This window comes from Empedobacter sp. UBA7494 (genome assembly GCF_002478465.1).
Taxonomy (GTDB): Bacteria; Bacteroidota; Bacteroidia; order Flavobacteriales; family Weeksellaceae; genus Empedobacter; species Empedobacter falsenii_B.
Map to the genome: position 1 here is coordinate 1 of NZ_DLOC01000066.1, position 15,777 is coordinate 15,777.

The window sequence follows — 15,777 nt, forward strand, 5'->3', positions numbered from 1 at the left end:
ATTTTGACAACATACAGTTAGAGTAAAATATTCCGATTATTATTTACCTTATGAAAATGCTAATCAATTTATCGAAATAGGTGATTCAGTTGTCAAGAATAAAGGTAAAACATCTTTACATATTTTTAGAAATAAAATTTTAATAAAAAGTTTAATTATAGAATAAACATATCTAATCATATTACAATTAAAAATCTCATTAAAATCTTCTTAAATTACTCACAAAAAAAGCTGCTACAAATTGTAAAAGCTTCCATATATTATTCTAAATATTTATTAATTTAAATTCTTTTGATAAATATAATCATCCATGATGTATCCATTTCCGATGTCAAATGTTTTTGATTCCATATTCTTGAAACCATTTTTCTCATAAAAACGAATTGCCTTCGCATTGTGTTTATTCACTGTTAAATGAACAGCTTTTGCACCTTTTTCTTTCGCATAATCTACAACTCTATTCAGCATCAATTGTCCAATTCCTTTAGTTTGATTAGACTCTTTCAAGTAAATTTTGGATAAGAAAACAGTATTATTTTCATCTAATTTGTAATGCAAATAACCAGACGGAACATTATCTATTTTCAGGATTTCCCAAACATCTCCATTTGCAATTCCTTCGTTTACTTTGTCATTATTATACATCATATCAATCATATAATTGATTTGATCTTGCGATAATAAATCCTTGTAACATTCGTTCCAAATCTCATTTGCCAAAGATTGAACCAAATGAATATTTTTCTCATTAACCGTATGAAAATGAGGATAAACGTCCAATTTTACTGGATTTATTTTTTGATTAATTTCTATATTCTGTAAAATTTCTTCTTTACGCTTTTCGATATCTGCAGAAAACATTTCCATTGTCCATTTACGTTTAAGATGATAGTAATAGAAAACACCAATAAATAGAAAAATAATTGTTTCTCCAATCCAAACAAATTTTGACTTACTCAATTCAACAGGATTCATGATATCAATATCAATTATACTAGTTACTTTAAGAGCCACTAATGCAAATACTAATAGAACAATTCCAAAAAAATACATTCCAATAACACTTAGAATTGTTTTAACTTTGTTCTTCTTAAAAAACTTAGCTAAAAAATAATATTGTACCGAGAACAAAAATAATATAATAAAATCCACTTAATTTAAATTTTTATATCTTACAAAAATACGAAAAATATGCCCGCAAACATTTATATTTGTATGAAACATATCAAAACAAAAAGTGATTTATTATGTATAGCGATAAATTTCAAAACTACTTAAAAACGCAATTGAATGATTTAGAAGAACAAGGATTGTTCAAAAAAGAACGTATCATTGCTTCTCCTCAAAGTGCAGAAATTACATTAGAAAATGGTAAAACGTTACTTAATTTTTGTGCAAACAACTATTTAGGGTTATCTGATAATAAAGACGTTATCTCAGCTTCTCAAAAAATGTTAGATGACCGTGGATACGGAATGTCTTCGGTTCGTTTTATTTGTGGAACGCAAGATGTACACAAACAATTAGAGAAAAAAATCGCTGATTTCTTAGGAATGGAAGATACGATTTTATACGCTGCTGCTTTTGATGCAAATGGTGGTGTTTTCGAGCCTTTGTTTACAGAAGAAGATGCGATTATTTCTGATGAATTAAACCATGCTTCTATTATCGATGGTGTTCGTTTATGTAAAGCTGCTCGTTATCGTTATAAAAACAATAATATGGCTGATTTAGAGGCGCAATTAATTGCCGCTTCAGAAAAAAATCATCGTTTCAAAATTATTGTAACAGACGGGGTTTTCTCTATGGATGGTATTGTTGCCGACTTAAAAGGTGTTTGTGATTTAGCTGAGAAATACGATGCTTTGGTAATGGTTGATGATTCTCACGCAACTGGTTTTATTGGAAAAACTGGACGCGGAACACATGAACATAACGAAGTAATGGGACGTGTAGATATCATTACATCTACTTTAGGTAAAGCTTTAGGTGGTGCAATGGGTGGATTTACTTCTGGTAAAAAAGAAGTCATCGAAATGTTACGTCAAAAATCTCGTCCATATTTATTCTCTAACTCTTTAGCTCCTGGAATTGTTGGTGCTGCTTTACAAGTGTTAGAAATGTTAGAAAAAGATACTTCTTTACGCGATAAGGTAATGTGGAATGCTGAATATTTCCGCAAAGAAATGGTTGCTGCTGGTTTTGATATTCCAGAAGGTGATGCTGCAATTGTACCTGTTATGTTGTACGATGCAAAATTATCTCAAGTTATGGCAGACAAATTATTAGATGAAGGTGTTTATGTAATCGGATTCTTTTTTCCTGTTGTTCCTCGCGATAAAGCACGTATTCGTGTACAATTATCAGCTGCACACACAAAAGAACAATTAGATCATACAATTGCTGCTTTCACAAAAGTTGGTAAAGAATTAGGAGTGATTAAGTAAGAATACTGAATTTATTTATACAAGCCGTTTCATATTTCTGAAACGGCTTTTTTGTTCTAAAATAATTTTTCAATTAATAATTAACGCCATCTTTTGTCTCTCAAAATCCTTACTTTTACAACAACTCAACGAAAGAAAATTTAAAAATGGCTCAATTCATAGAAAATGTTGTAAAAGATTTAGTCCAAAATCAGAAAAACTTTATCAACACCACTTTAGTTTTACCAGGAAAACGTCCAATGTTATTCTTCAAACAAGAATTTCAGCGTCAAGCGCAGAATATCATTCTTCCACAAATGAAAAGTATCGAAGAATTGATGAGCGAACTTTCTGGTTTAGAAATTATTTCTGGAATTAATCTATGGTTTAAAGCGTATCAAGCCTATAAAAAAATCGTTGAAAAGCCTGATTCTTTCGAAGATTTTATCAAATGGGGACCAACTGTTTTGAAAGATTTTGATGATATCGATGCTTCTTTGCAACCTGCTCATAAAGTTTTAGACTATTTGGTTTCGGTAGAACGAATTAGTCAATGGGGAGATGGAAAAATTGAGATTGGGAAAAATGAAATCATTCAAAATCACCTAACGTTTTGGGGAATTGTTTCGAAATTATATTTTCAATTGCAACAAGATTTATTGGATTCGAAAGAAGGATATGCTGGAATGGTTTTCAGAATTGCGAGTGAAAAAGTTGAAGAGATTATTGAAAACAGAACTTCACATTATGTTTTTGCTGGATTTAATGCCTTAACAAAAGCAGAACAAGGACTTATTTTTCGATTAGAAAAGGAGAATTTAGCCACTTTATATTTTGATGCGGATAAATATTATTACGAAAATCCTAATCAAGAAGCGGGTTCTTTTCTTCGAAAATATAAAGAGAAAATAAAACCAATTAATTGGGTGGTTGATGAATTTTCCAAGCCCAAAAATTTACAAACAATTGGTGTTGCAAAGCAAGTTGGACAAGCAAAATATATTGCAGATTTAATTAGAAATCTCAATGAAGATGAAATAAAAAATACCGCCTTGATTTTAGCTGATGAATCTATTTTACCAGCAATTCTCAATTCATTGCCCGAAAATATTACACATCTTAATATTTCAATGGGAATTCCCTTGCGTTCGGTTCCGTTAGCGCAATTTTTCAAATCAATTTTTGAGTTACAAATGAATCGGGAGAAATTAGGAAAAGGAACCATGTTTTATTTCAAAAATGTCTTACAAATTCTTGAAAATAAAACTTTATCTCTTTTTAGCACGGACGAAAGTCGAAAATTAATTGGAGATATTCGATTACAAAATCGAATATTTAATTCTCAAAATTCGATTCAAAATGCCTTAGGAGAATCAATCTTTAAATCTATTTTTCATATTCCAAAAAGTATCACTGAATTTATTCATCATCTAAAAAATTGGACAGACGAATTACTGCATCATCCTTCGATGAACGATTTGTTGATGAAAGAATATTTATTCTTTTTCAAAAAAGTTTTCAATCAATTACATGAAAATTTGTTAAGTGTTGATGATATCAAAGATTATAGAACCTTATTTTTATTATACAACAAAATCGTATCTTCTGAGACAATTTCCTTTATTGGAGAGCCTTTGAAAGGTTTACAATTGATGGGATTGTTGGAAACTCGTTTATTGAATTTCGATAATATTATCATGACTTCTGTGAATGACGAAATTTTGCCTTTGGGACGACAAAATAATACATTTATTCCGTACGATATTCGCAAACAAATGAAATTGAATACATTTACCGAAAATGATTCGATTTATGCATATCACTTTTATCGTTTGATTCAGCGTGCAAAAAATGCTTATTTTGTGTATGATACAGAAGCTGACGGAATGGGTTCTGGAGAAAAATCTCGCTTTTTGGCTCAAATCAAATTTGAAAGCAATCACAAAGTGAAAGAAACTTTTGCTGCACCAAGTTTTGTCACAAAACCTTTGAAAGAAATCATTGTTCCAAAAACTGACGAAACAATGGCAAAGCTTCAAAATTGGGCTGAATATGGAATTTCACCTTCTTCACTTTCAACCTATTTACGCAATCCGTTAGATTTTTATGAGCAACGTGTTTTTAATGTAAATGAAGTGGAAGAAGCCGAAGAAATTGTAAGCGCAAGAACGTTAGGGAACATTGTACACGGCGCTTTGGAGGATTTGTACACGCCTTATATTGGACATATTTTGCATGAAAATGATTTCAAAAATATCGAAAAAATAAAAGACAAAACCTTACAAGAGCATTTTAGCAAAGAATATAAAGATGGACATTTGGACAAAGGACCAAATTATTTGATTTATAAAATTGCAGAGCGAATTGTGGATGGCGTTTTGTCTAAAGATACGACTACAGCAAAGGAAAATGAATTTGTAATTCGAGCTTTGGAAAGCAAGCACGAAGTTGATTTTGCACTAACAAATGGCAAAATTGTAAAGCTAAAAGGTGTAATTGACCGAATTGATTCTGTCAATAATCAAATCCGAATTATTGATTACAAAACTGGTTATGCAAAAGATATTTCGGTGAAAACCGAAGAAATAGAAACCGTTTACCAAAAAGAAGATAAAGCGAAACAATTGCAATTAATTTTCTACGCTCATTTATTTTATGCGGATAAAGAAAATCTAAATAAAAACATTGAATTGTGTATTTATCCAATCAAATTTCCAAATAAAGAATTGATTAAACTTTCGGTTGATAAAAATACAACCATCGATTATTCGATTGTCGAAAATTCTACCGCACCAATGTCAACATTAATCGAAGAGATTTTAAATCAAGAAATTCCGTTCAAACAGCCAGAATAGTACTCAATACACTATAAAGAAAACCCTTTGTAAACACTACATACAAAGGGTTTTATATTTAATTTGGTGTACAAATCAATTTATATTCTTAATAATTTGCTAAAAAATAGTAGTTTTGGAAAAGTTTAAAATCGCATAATGAAAAACAATAAACTTTTTATAGCTATTATTATTGCCCTTCTTATCGGGGTTGCGCTTGGAGGATATGTACATTATAATACCTCTCCAGAATTTATTAAAACATTTTCGACTAACATAAAACTTCTTGGTACTATTTTTATTCGTCTTATTCAGATGATTATTGCGCCTTTAGTTTTCTCAACATTAGTAGTTGGTATTGCTAAAATGGGCGATATGAAAATGGTTGGACGTGTTGGTGGACGTGCAATGGGTTGGTTTATCACAGCTTCACTTACTTCTTTGGTGATTGGTGCTATTGTTATCAATGTAATGAAACCTGGAGAAGGATTGAATATTGAAATCGATTCAAGTTCTGCTCAAGATTTATTAAAAGGTCAAGCTTCGCTTACATTAGAACATTTCATTACACATATGATTCCTAAATCTGTTTTCGAATCATTTGCAACAAATGAAATCTTACAAATCGTTGTTTTCTCTATTTTCTTTGGTGTCGCAATGGCAGCTTATGGAAAAGAAGGCGAAATGATTACGAAAGCGTTAGATAAAATTTCGCATATCGTTTTAATTATGGTTGGATATGTAATGTGGACTGCGCCATTAGGAGTTTTAGGAACTATTTCTGCTGCTATTGCAACGTACGGATTCGGTATATTCTTACTTTATGTTAAATATTTAATCGCCTTTGTAATTGGTATTTTGCTTCTTTGGGCTGTTTTAATTTTGGTTGGATATTTCATCTTAGGAAAACGAGTAATCGACTTATTAAGACACATCAAAGCGCCATTATTAATCGCTTTCTCTACAACTTCATCAGAAGCTGTATTCCCAAAATTAGTTGAAGAATTAGAAAAATTTGGGGCTCAAAAGAAAATTATTTCGTTTACTTTACCGCTCGGATATTCCTTCAATTTAGATGGATCGATGATGTACATGACGTTCGCGTCGCTATTTATCGCGCAGGTTTATGGAATTCACATGCCGATCGAGAAACAAATTTTGATGTTATTAGTCTTAATGCTTACTTCAAAAGGTGTTGCAGGTGTGCCAAGAGCTTCATTAATTGTAGTGGTTGCAACTTGTTCGATGTTTGGAATTCCACCAGAAGGAATTGCGTTGATTTTACCTATTGACCATTTCTGTGATATGGCTCGTTCGATGACAAATGTACTTGGGAACGCCTTATCTACAGTTGCTGTAGACAAATGGGAAGGACACGTCGCAATTGAGCAAACATATACACACGATGATGATCATCACAAAGCTTAAAATTGCTTTTCAAAAATATAATAAGAAATGCGACCCTATATAGGTCGCATTTCTTATTATAATCTCATTCGTTAACCGATTACAATTCATTATATTTTGGGAATTTAGGATGAACAATTCGTTTCCATTCCGGATGCTTTTTGATGTAGGCATACACATAAGGACAATACGGAAACAAAGGATTTTTATGTTCCTCCAAATAAACCAATGTTTTTTCTACCAAAGCAGCTGCAACGCCTCTTCCTCCTAATTCTTCAGGAACTTCGGTATGAATCAATTTGATAATATCATCTTCTTGTTTATAATCTATAAAAGCGATGTATCCATCAACATTCAGCTCAAAACGAAAAGTTGATTCATTTTTTACAACCTGTAAAGGAATTAATTCTTCATTCATATTATTTATTTTTTATGACAATAATGCTATAAAAATCTGTTTTCAGAATTGACCTACATCAAAAAAGCAACCAAAAATTTTGATTGCCTTTTCCTACTATTTTATACAGATTTCAATTCAATTAATGTTATTTCAGGCCAAATTCCTACTCTTCCTGGGTAAAAATGATAACCAAATCCGCGATTTACATTGATAATCTTTCCTTCAAAATCATAAAAACCTGCCCATTGCGGATACACATATTGCGCCGGACTCCAACGCAAACCAATTTTCGGAACTTCAATTCCTAATTGCATTCCATGCGTATGTCCAGACAAAGTCAAGTCAAAATGTTTCGGATGATTTTTCAATATCTCATTCCAATACGAAGGATCATGTGACATCACAATCTTAAAATCTTCTGTATTTACATAATTCGAAGCTGCATCAATATCACCTAATTTCTTAAATCGTGTTCCCCAATTCTGAACGCCAATCAACGCAATTTTTTCACCATTCTTTGTAATAAATCGGTTTTCATTCAATAATAATTTCATTCCAATCTTAGGGAAAATCGCTTTAATTTTTTCAAAATTACCTTGCTTTTCTTCCTCCGTTTTCCAATCCGAATATTCTCCATAATCATGATTTCCTAAAACAGCAAAATTTCCATGTGGTGCTTGTTTTATTTTCGAAAAAACATCGTACCATTTATCCATTTCCCAATGAAAATTATTCACAATATCTCCCGTAAACAACAATATATCAAACTCTTGTTGATTAATTAAATCGACTGCATATTCTATCTTTTCACGATTATCCAAACTTCCCGAATGAATATCTGTAATATGTAAAATCTTGAAACCGTCAAACGATTTTGGTAAACGTTGATATGCCAATTTTTTCTTGATTACTTTGAAATTATATTTTCCAATTGTCATTCCATAGATCAAACTAAAAAAAGGTATTGAAGCCACTGTTAATCCAGAAATCATTACAAATTTTCGACGAGAAGGTAAATAAGAATCTTCTTTTGTTTGATGATTTGTAGTACGATTAAATAGCCAACCAAATCCTCTAAAAATATCTTGAACCAAGAAAAATAGAACCAGAATAATTCGAGGAAAACCAAACAACATAAACAAACCTGTTGCCCACATTGTCCTTTGCGTTTGACCAACATTACGATCAAAAAAGATTAGATTATATCCAAAATTACCCAAAACAAGTAACCACAAAAGCACATTTCCTAAAAGAATATACTTATTTTGAATGAATTTTTTAAAATTATAATACAGGTAAATTTCAAGTACGATTGAAATAATTATTGACGTGATAACACTATAAACAAACATTATTTTATTTGATTTTGAACAAAAATAAAAGAAATCTTTCTAACAGTGATTTATTATTATATTCTTAACAGAACATTATAAAATTTATAGATGATTCTACACAAAAATTTTCGTGATAAAAATGTAACTTTGTAGCATATTTTTAAGCATAAATTATGAAAAATAGACTACCTGTAACGGTACTTTCTGGATTTCTTGGAAGCGGAAAAACGACACTTCTTAATCATATATTACACAATAAAAAAGGACTAAAAGTAGCAGTTATCGTGAACGATATGGGCGCAGTAAATATTGATGCGCAAATGGTTTCTCGCGAAAATGATTTAATTCAAACGGATGAAAAATTGGTTGAATTGAGCAACGGTTGCGTTTGTTGTGAATTACGAGAAGATTTGATCGTAGAAATCGAGAAGTTGGCACAATCAGGGAAATATGATTATTTGGTTATCGAAAGTTCTGGTATATCTGATCCAGGTCCTATTGCGCAATCGTTGGATTTTGTTTCGCCAGATGGTAAAATTGATTTACCAAAAGTTGCACGTTTAGACACGTTGGTAACAATAGTTGACGCTTATAATTTCTTCAAAAATTTAGGAACTGATGAAGATGTTTTTGATCGTGGTTTTACAGAAAATAGAGAAGATAATCGTCCGATTGTGAATCTTTTAATCGATCAAATTGAATTTTCGAATGTGATTATTTTGAATAAAATGGATTTGGTCGAAGAAGAAACGTTGATGAATATTGAAGCGTTTGTGACAAAATTAAATCCTTCTGCTAAAATAATTCCTGCAAGTTTTTCTCACGTTGAATTAACTGAAATTTTGAATACCAATCTATTCGATTTCGAAAAAATTCAGGACATGGATGCTTGGGTAAAATTATTAGAAGAGCAAGAAAAAGAGGAACATCACCATCACCATGATCACGAATGTGGTGAACATTGTACGCACGAACACCACGATCATTTGGAAGAAAAATATGGAATGACTTCTTTTGTTTACAGACAAAAAATTCCGTTTCATGCAGAACGTTTTTTAACCTATTTGAATGATAATTTTCCTCCAACTATTTACCGTTCAAAAGGTTTATTTTGGTTAGCAAATCGTCCTGATGAAGCTATTTTCTTGAGTCAAGCTGGTGGTAGTATCCGAATTGATCCTGCGGGGGCTTGGTGGTGCTCGATGCCGTATGACGAAAGAATTCAGTTTGCAGCTTATCAATTTAATCAAAAAACAATTGACGCCAAATGGTCGAAAGAATGGGGAGATCGAATGATAGAACTTGTTTTTATTGGTCAAGGTTTGGACAAAGAAAAAGTTACACAAGAATTAAACTCTTGTTTACTGAATGAGCAAGAAATTGCAGAATGGCAAGCAAAACATAATTAAAATAAAAGAGCCTTATTTCGAATTGAAATAAGGCTCTTCTCTTATCATCCTTGTTCTGAAGATTTAAACAGATTATTGTATTTACCAAATTCACTTGTCCTTTCCTAAAGGCTCGGTTAATTATAAACAAGTATGTTTGTAATCAAATTTGGAACGAGTATTTATATTTTTTGCTTCTGATTAAATGAATAAATTAAGTAAAATAGAAATGGTAAAATAAATATCGAGCCTAGTAATAATGCCCAAGCTAACATATTTATCGTACTCAACGCACCGTAATCTGTTAATAAAGATAATGTTGAACCATCTTTGAATAATACCAAATTTGGAAAATGCGAATAAGTTGCCGCAAATAAAATCATCATCACAATAATTCCTGCGTAAACTTTCAACAAAGAATCCTTCGCTTTATTTAAGGCTGAAAGTAATAATACAATTGAAATTGAAGCAATTGCTATTGCGATATAACCGTAAATTTCTGATATAATCCAACTAAATAATGGAATGTTTTTCCAAAGTGAAACAGCAAATACCAATGCTCCAGCAACAAAAATTAAAGCTGTATAAATCTTGGCACGTTTTCTTAAAATCACTTTATCTTCATCATTTTTTACAGTTTGAATTGAATAAACCGAAGCCAAGAAAGCACAAATCACAACAGTGAAAATTCCGACCGAAAAATTAAACCAAGTCAACCACGAAAATATATATGCATCTTGAAACGAAAGTGCATTATCATCAATACTTCCCGAAACGATAGATCCTGCTATTATGCCCAAAAACAAAGGTGTTACAACACTTGAATAAGTAAAAATGACATCATACAAATTGTGCCATTTATCATTAATTGCATCATAATTTCTGAAAGTAAACGAAGTTCCTCTTGCAATAATTCCCAATAACATGATTACTAACGGGATGTGCAAATAATTTGAGATTTCTGCATACATCTTAGGAAAACCAACAAATAAAATAACAATGACAATGATTAACCACATGTGATTTGCCTCCCAAATTGGTCCAATCGAATTGTACATAATCTTCTTTGTACGTTTTTTGTAACTCTTTTCAGAGAACAATTCGACAATTCCAGCACCGAAATCTGCTCCTCCTAAAATTAAATATAAACAGATGGCAACCCACAAAAATGCTATTACTACGTAAATCATACTTAATGTTTTTCTGGTTTATAATTTGGATCTTCTGGATCGTAAAGCTTCGCAACCATTTGTATTTGTCGATTCATTAAGAACACCAAAATAATGGACAATGTGATGAAGACAAATGTGAAAATGTAAAACGAATATTGTATTCCTGGCATTGGCGTGATGGAATCTACCGTTCGCATAATTCCGTAAATAATCCACGGCTGACGACCAACTTCTGTTACCGTCCAGCCTGCTTCTAAAGCGATATATCCAAAAGGTGTCGCAATCATAAACAATTTATAAAACCATCGTTTTGTTCGCCAATCTTTCTTAAAGAATTGCGCAATCAAATAAATCACAGCTATTCCCATCATCAACATTCCGAATGTTATCATAATCTGAAATGCATAATGTACAACTGCCACAGGCGGCCATTCATCTTTCGGAAATTCTTCTAGACCTTTTACAGGTGTTTTGAAATCTGAATGAACCAAGAAACTTAACACACCCGGAACTTTTATCGCGTATTTGATTTCTTCTTTTGACTCGTCCACTATTCCACCCAAAACAAACGCAGCACTTTCTTCTGTTTTGAAATGCGCTTCCATTGCAGCTAATTTAATTGGTTGACGCTTCGCTACATCTTTTGCCGAAATATCTCCACTAAGAGGTGCTAATAACGCCGCAGTAATAGCCAATACAGAACTAATTTTGAATGCTTCTCGATGAAAATTCACATTCTTACCTTTCAAAATAAGATAAGCATGTAAACCAGCAACAGCAAAACCAGTTGCACAAAAAGCAGCAATCGTCATGTGTAAAGCTTGAGAAAACCACGCATCGTTGAACATAGCTTTTACAGGATCTATGTTTAAATATTCGCCATTTATAAAATCGAAACCTGAAGGAGAATTCATCCAAGCATTTGCAGCAACAACCAAAATCCCTGAAGCTAAACCACTAATCCCTACAATTACACCACAAATCCAATGAAACCATTTATTGAATTTGTCCCAACCATAAAGGAAAAAACCTAAAGCAATAGCTTCAATAAAAAAAGCTGTTCCTTCTAACGAAAATGGCATTCCGAAAATTGGTCCAGCGTGTTCCATAAATTTAGGAAACAATAACCCTAACTCAAACGAAAGCATTGTACCAGAAACTGCTCCTGTAGCGAACAAAATTGCAACTCCTTTACTCCACGCTTTAGTTAGTCCTTTGTAAATTTCTTTTTTAGTTCTGAGGTATTTGTAGTGAGCAATTGCCATCATAAACGGCATCACCATCCCGACACACGAAAAAACAATGTGAAAGGCTAACGACATCGCCATTTGACTTCTGGCAGCAATAAAATCGTCCATAAGCAGTTGTTTTTAATTTCTTTGTTGGTTAAAGTTACTAAATAAAAAGAGGCAATTCGATTTTGAATTGCCTTTTTTTATATGATTTTGATTATAATAATCTATTTAGACGTAGCTGGTAATAACCATTTGAATTGTGGTCCATCTTCAGGAATCACAATACGTTGCGAAATTCTATCCATTCTATCTGGGAATTTCATGATATAATCTCTTGCTTTTTCCGCCTCGGCATTCAATCCAGAGATTTTATCCAATTGCCAAGCTTCAATTAATTTTCGCATAATATCGATGTAATCAAACGCTGTGTACACACCAATGCGTTGCGCTGCATCTGAAAACGCATCAAACAAAGTTCCTCTTTCTTCACCAGAAGCTCTTAAGAAATGCGCTGGCATTACAATTTTAAGTTTGAACATATGTTGAACAGCTAACATCATTTCAGAAGGATCAGCTTCGAAGATACGACGAACGAACTCTGTGTAAGCTAAATGGTGACGCATTTCATCTCCTGCAATAATTTTACACATACGCGATAATTTTTTCGCTCCGTATTTTTTTGCAATTGCTGATACATTATTGTGCGATACATAAGTTGCTAATTCTTGAAAACTTGTGTAAACAAAGTTTTTGTAAGGATCGTGTGCTGTTCCAATATCGAAACCGTCATTTATCAAATGTTGCGTTGTTACTTCAACCTCGCGCATATTGATACGTCCTGATAAATACAAAAATTTATTCAACACATCACCGTGACGATTTTCTTCTCCTGTCCAATGGCGAATCCATTTTGCCCAACCATTTTCTAGGTAATTTCCTTCTTCATCTACCACACCGTCCATTTGCATCAACCAAGATTCGTAGGTTGGCAAAGCTTCTTCGGTAATGGTATCTCCAATCAATGTAATCCAGAAATCATCTGGCAAATCTTTCGAAAGCTCTTGTAATTCTTTGATTTCGTCAAAAAAAGAATCTGTTTGAGAATTCGGTAAAAAATCTGTTGGTTGCCAAATTTTATCGGCTGGAACTAAGAATTTATCCATATAAGCATCAATATCTTTCTCAAGAAATTGCATTACTTCCAGGCGAACATTTTTTATTGACATATAATTATTTTATGCGGTTATACTACTTTTTACAGTTTTTTCGGTAAGCTCGAATATTTCATCAAACTTATAGTCACTCACTTTTAAGGGTTTATGGTATTGTATCGTTACTTTCGCGCCCAAATACATCGGGAACTTACCCCACTTTTCTATTTCCCACGTATTATTTAGTGTAACGGGAACAACATAAGCGTCTTTAGCATATTTCGTCAAAACTTTCAATCCATTTTCTTTGAAAGCCTTTGGTACTCCATTTTTGCTTCTTGTACCTTCTGGAAAAATAATAGCTGAATAATTATTTTTCTGAATGTATTGTGCTAATTTTTTTATTTCCTCTATTGCTTGTTTTCCGTTCTTACGATCGATTAATGCAGAACCTCCATGCGTTAAATTGTACGATACACTCGGAATTCCTTTTCCCAATTCTATTTTCGAAATAAACTTAGGATGATAATCAGCCAAATCATATTCCAACGGAGAAATATCATACATACTTTGGTGATTACTCACAAAAATCAATGGTACATTTTGTTTCAAATTTTCTCTTCCTTTATAGGTATACGTTGTACCCAAAATTCTTGTCCAAAAAACCAAAAGACCATTCATCACTTTTACACTTTTGTGATGAGCAGCATAACCTCCCAAATTGTAGCACAACCATTGCACAACATGCATTACCAACAACGTTAATCCATAAAAAATATAAAAGATTATAGATAACGGATAACTTAAAATTTTCTTCAACATTAGAAATTTAGACAAATTTAATAAAAAATTATGCTAAGCATAATATATTTTTCTAGGCGATTTACTTTATTAATTTCAAAGTTAACTTTTCTTGATGAGCTTCATCATAAAAAGTAATTTGATTTGATGATTTTACTTTAAAATATGCAGTTTTTTGCAAATTTTGAATCAAATTTTGAGGAATTTCGCAATCAGAATTCACTTGTTTTAAATGATTAAAAATTATAGCTTGATCTATTTTAGTATAATCAGCCGTAATAATTCCGCAAACCGTTTTCATTACCATTTTTTTCGTTGCATCTTCAAAAATAATGTAATCTCCTCCATCATTTATATTCCATTTACCCGACAAATCGCTAATTTCTGAAGTCACAACTTTAGTTTCGGAAACTGTTTTGATTGGTAAACAACTTGTTAATCCTAAAACAAAAAACAAAAGTATTGCTTGAATTGTATATTTCACGTGGTTTTATTTGTAACGAAGGTAGAAATATTTTGAATATTACGGATTGATTTTTTTAATATTCAATTTTATTAAGAAATTTGTTCTCTAAATAAGAAACAATGGCGAACACAAAGAAAGGAGAAGTTTTTACGGATCAAAATAACATCAAAAAAGTAAAAATAGAACGAAAACCAAGTTTTCCTAAAATCTATATTTTAACTGATGATTGTCAATTCGTGGAAGATGGTTTATACGAATTAGATTTTTTTGAAACGCCAAGTGTTACCAATTTCAAATCTGAATTGAATCCAACTATTCCTGCAATTAACTTTAAGCAGTTAAGTGAAAAAGGAAAAGTTAGTATTTGTAAGTAAAAAATTTATATCCATTTACTTCTCCTGTAGATTTAACTAAAATTTCATTAATTAGTTTTATTTTATCTTGATCTGAAATTGATTGTTTTAATGCTGATTGTATTTCAGATACATCCTCGAAAACATCAATCAATTTATCTAAGAATATTTCACTATTTGAATTCAAATATGACTTTTTTTCGTTCTTTAAAGTGCTCATTCTTAATATATGGTTATTTATTGATAATTTTTTTGAAGAATCGTTTTCTTTAAATTCATCAAAAAAATAAATTATTAATCTTACTAATAGTTCAGAAATAGAATCTAATAATCTCCTTATTTCATCTAAATTATCAAGATAAAAATTTTTAGTTAAATGAATTTCTTTAAAGGTTTTATTGTCTAAATGAGCAAAAAATTGTGTTCTATATTCTCGTATTTTTACAATTAAATCGTTATAAGTAGTATAGATATTATTATTTAAATATCGGATCTCTTCACGTTCGTTACATCTCTTTAAATTGAATAATAAGTTATCTATATTAATTAATGAGTTTTTATCATTAGAAGAATCAGATAACAATTTATGCAGATTGATTATATTATAATGACTATTAAAAAGAATTTGATATTCTAAAATATCACAATAAGAACTATCATAAAACTCCATATCAAATACATTATTATAACCCGTTGTGCATTTTAAATAATTTGAGTTTTTAGATTATTAATATTTCGATTAAAGTATGTTTTATTAATGTACTGAACCACAGTAAGTGCAGTAATTTTAGCTAAAATTCTGGTTTTAAA

The 15,777-nt window shown here is 31.4% G+C and carries 14 protein-coding genes and 1 pseudogene; 5 read left to right on the forward strand and 10 right to left on the reverse strand.

Annotation, left to right across the window (positions count from 1 at the left end; translation table 11 throughout):
- Positions 1-276: 276 nt before the first annotated feature.
- Positions 277-1,152, reverse strand: a complete 876-nt coding sequence (locus B4E95_RS07955; protein WP_291091050.1) for a GNAT family N-acetyltransferase — start codon at positions 1,150-1,152, stop codon at positions 277-279.
- 95 nt (positions 1,153-1,247) lie between these two features.
- On the opposite strand from B4E95_RS07955, the gene kbl reads away from it, so the two are divergent.
- The 3 genes from kbl (at position 1,248) to B4E95_RS07970 (ending at position 6,688) form a co-directional block, all read left to right on the forward strand.
- On the forward strand, positions 1,248-2,447 hold the full coding sequence (gene kbl / locus B4E95_RS07960; RefSeq protein WP_291063437.1) for a glycine C-acetyltransferase: 1,200 nt from the start codon (positions 1,248-1,250) through the stop codon (positions 2,445-2,447).
- Positions 2,448-2,593: 146 nt separating this feature from the next.
- Positions 2,594-5,281, forward strand: a complete 2,688-nt coding sequence (locus B4E95_RS07965; protein WP_291091051.1) for a PD-(D/E)XK nuclease family protein — start codon at positions 2,594-2,596, stop codon at positions 5,279-5,281.
- A 138-nt stretch (positions 5,282-5,419) separates the two neighbouring features.
- Positions 5,420-6,688 carry a dicarboxylate/amino acid:cation symporter gene (locus tag B4E95_RS07970; RefSeq protein ID WP_280037926.1) on the forward strand — a complete coding sequence of 423 codons (1,269 nt, stop codon included), beginning with the start codon at positions 5,420-5,422 and terminating at the stop codon, positions 6,686-6,688.
- A gap of 79 nt (positions 6,689-6,767) precedes the next feature.
- On the opposite strand, the gene B4E95_RS07975 is transcribed toward B4E95_RS07970, so the two are convergent.
- Both B4E95_RS07975 and B4E95_RS07980 read right to left on the reverse strand, forming a co-directional pair.
- Entirely contained in the window at positions 6,768-7,085 is a 318-nt protein-coding gene (locus B4E95_RS07975; RefSeq protein ID WP_286495594.1) for a GNAT family N-acetyltransferase, read from the reverse strand.
- A 101-nt stretch (positions 7,086-7,186) separates the two neighbouring features.
- Complete coding sequence (locus tag B4E95_RS07980; protein ID WP_313095524.1) at positions 7,187-8,308, reverse strand: metallophosphoesterase; 1,122 nt, start codon at positions 8,306-8,308, stop codon at positions 7,187-7,189.
- Between the two features lie 266 nt (positions 8,309-8,574).
- Here B4E95_RS07980 and B4E95_RS07985 point away from each other — a divergent pair, with 266 nt between their 5' ends.
- Positions 8,575-9,810, forward strand: a complete 1,236-nt coding sequence (locus tag B4E95_RS07985) for a GTP-binding protein (protein ID WP_291063431.1) — start codon at positions 8,575-8,577, stop codon at positions 9,808-9,810.
- Positions 9,811-9,971: 161 nt separating this feature from the next.
- On the opposite strand, the gene B4E95_RS07990 is transcribed toward B4E95_RS07985, so the two are convergent.
- From B4E95_RS07990 to B4E95_RS08010, 5 genes are all read right to left on the reverse strand, one after another.
- Entirely contained in the window at positions 9,972-10,979 is a 1,008-nt protein-coding gene (locus B4E95_RS07990; protein WP_291063429.1) for a cytochrome d ubiquinol oxidase subunit II, read from the reverse strand.
- Positions 10,980-10,981: 2 nt separating this feature from the next.
- Positions 10,982-12,319 (reverse strand): cytochrome ubiquinol oxidase subunit I, encoded by a 1,338-nt coding sequence (locus tag B4E95_RS07995; protein ID WP_291091053.1) that lies wholly within the window; start codon positions 12,317-12,319, stop codon positions 10,982-10,984.
- A gap of 101 nt (positions 12,320-12,420) precedes the next feature.
- A complete protein-coding gene (locus B4E95_RS08000) occupies positions 12,421-13,422 on the reverse strand; it encodes an acyl-ACP desaturase (RefSeq protein ID WP_038333672.1) in 1,002 nt (333 codons plus the stop codon).
- 9 nt (positions 13,423-13,431) lie between these two features.
- Complete coding sequence (locus B4E95_RS08005) at positions 13,432-14,166, reverse strand: lysophospholipid acyltransferase family protein (RefSeq protein ID WP_125350403.1); 735 nt, start codon at positions 14,164-14,166, stop codon at positions 13,432-13,434.
- Positions 14,167-14,230: 64 nt separating this feature from the next.
- Entirely contained in the window at positions 14,231-14,632 is a 402-nt protein-coding gene (locus B4E95_RS08010) for a hypothetical protein (protein WP_291091054.1), read from the reverse strand.
- Between the two features lie 101 nt (positions 14,633-14,733).
- On the opposite strand from B4E95_RS08010, the gene B4E95_RS08015 reads away from it, so the two are divergent.
- The gene (locus tag B4E95_RS08015; RefSeq protein WP_280061974.1) at positions 14,734-14,988 is read left to right on the forward strand and encodes a hypothetical protein; all 255 of its coding nucleotides are present in this window, start codon (positions 14,734-14,736) and stop codon (positions 14,986-14,988) included.
- On the opposite strand, the gene B4E95_RS08020 is transcribed toward B4E95_RS08015, so the two are convergent.
- Both B4E95_RS08020 and B4E95_RS08025 read right to left on the reverse strand, forming a co-directional pair.
- Positions 14,972-15,637, reverse strand: a complete 666-nt coding sequence (locus B4E95_RS08020; protein ID WP_291091055.1) for a hypothetical protein — start codon at positions 15,635-15,637, stop codon at positions 14,972-14,974. The two genes, B4E95_RS08015 and B4E95_RS08020, sit on opposite strands and share 17 nt — an antisense overlap.
- 32 nt (positions 15,638-15,669) lie before the next feature.
- Positions 15,670-15,777, reverse strand: a pseudogene (locus tag B4E95_RS08025) (IS982 family transposase); the annotation flags it as partial.

Coding starts and splice junctions, on each gene's coding strand:
- B4E95_RS07990 (WP_291063429.1), bottom strand. CDS start 10,979: ATGATTTACGTAGTAATAGCATTTTTGTGGGTTGCCATCTGTTTATAT.
- B4E95_RS07975 (WP_286495594.1), bottom strand. CDS start 7,085: ATGAATGAAGAATTAATTCCTTTACAGGTTGTAAAAAATGAATCAACT.
- B4E95_RS08000 (WP_038333672.1), bottom strand. CDS start 13,422: ATGTCAATAAAAAATGTTCGCCTGGAAGTAATGCAATTTCTTGAGAAA.
- B4E95_RS07965 (WP_291091051.1), top strand. CDS start 2,594: ATGGCTCAATTCATAGAAAATGTTGTAAAAGATTTAGTCCAAAATCAG.
- B4E95_RS08020 (WP_291091055.1), bottom strand. CDS start 15,637: ATGGAGTTTTATGATAGTTCTTATTGTGATATTTTAGAATATCAAATT.
- B4E95_RS07970 (WP_280037926.1), top strand. CDS start 5,420: ATGAAAAACAATAAACTTTTTATAGCTATTATTATTGCCCTTCTTATC.
- B4E95_RS07995 (WP_291091053.1), bottom strand. CDS start 12,319: ATGGACGATTTTATTGCTGCCAGAAGTCAAATGGCGATGTCGTTAGCC.
- B4E95_RS07985 (WP_291063431.1), top strand. CDS start 8,575: ATGAAAAATAGACTACCTGTAACGGTACTTTCTGGATTTCTTGGAAGC.
- B4E95_RS08015 (WP_280061974.1), top strand. CDS start 14,734: ATGGCGAACACAAAGAAAGGAGAAGTTTTTACGGATCAAAATAACATC.
- kbl (WP_291063437.1), top strand. CDS start 1,248: ATGTATAGCGATAAATTTCAAAACTACTTAAAAACGCAATTGAATGAT.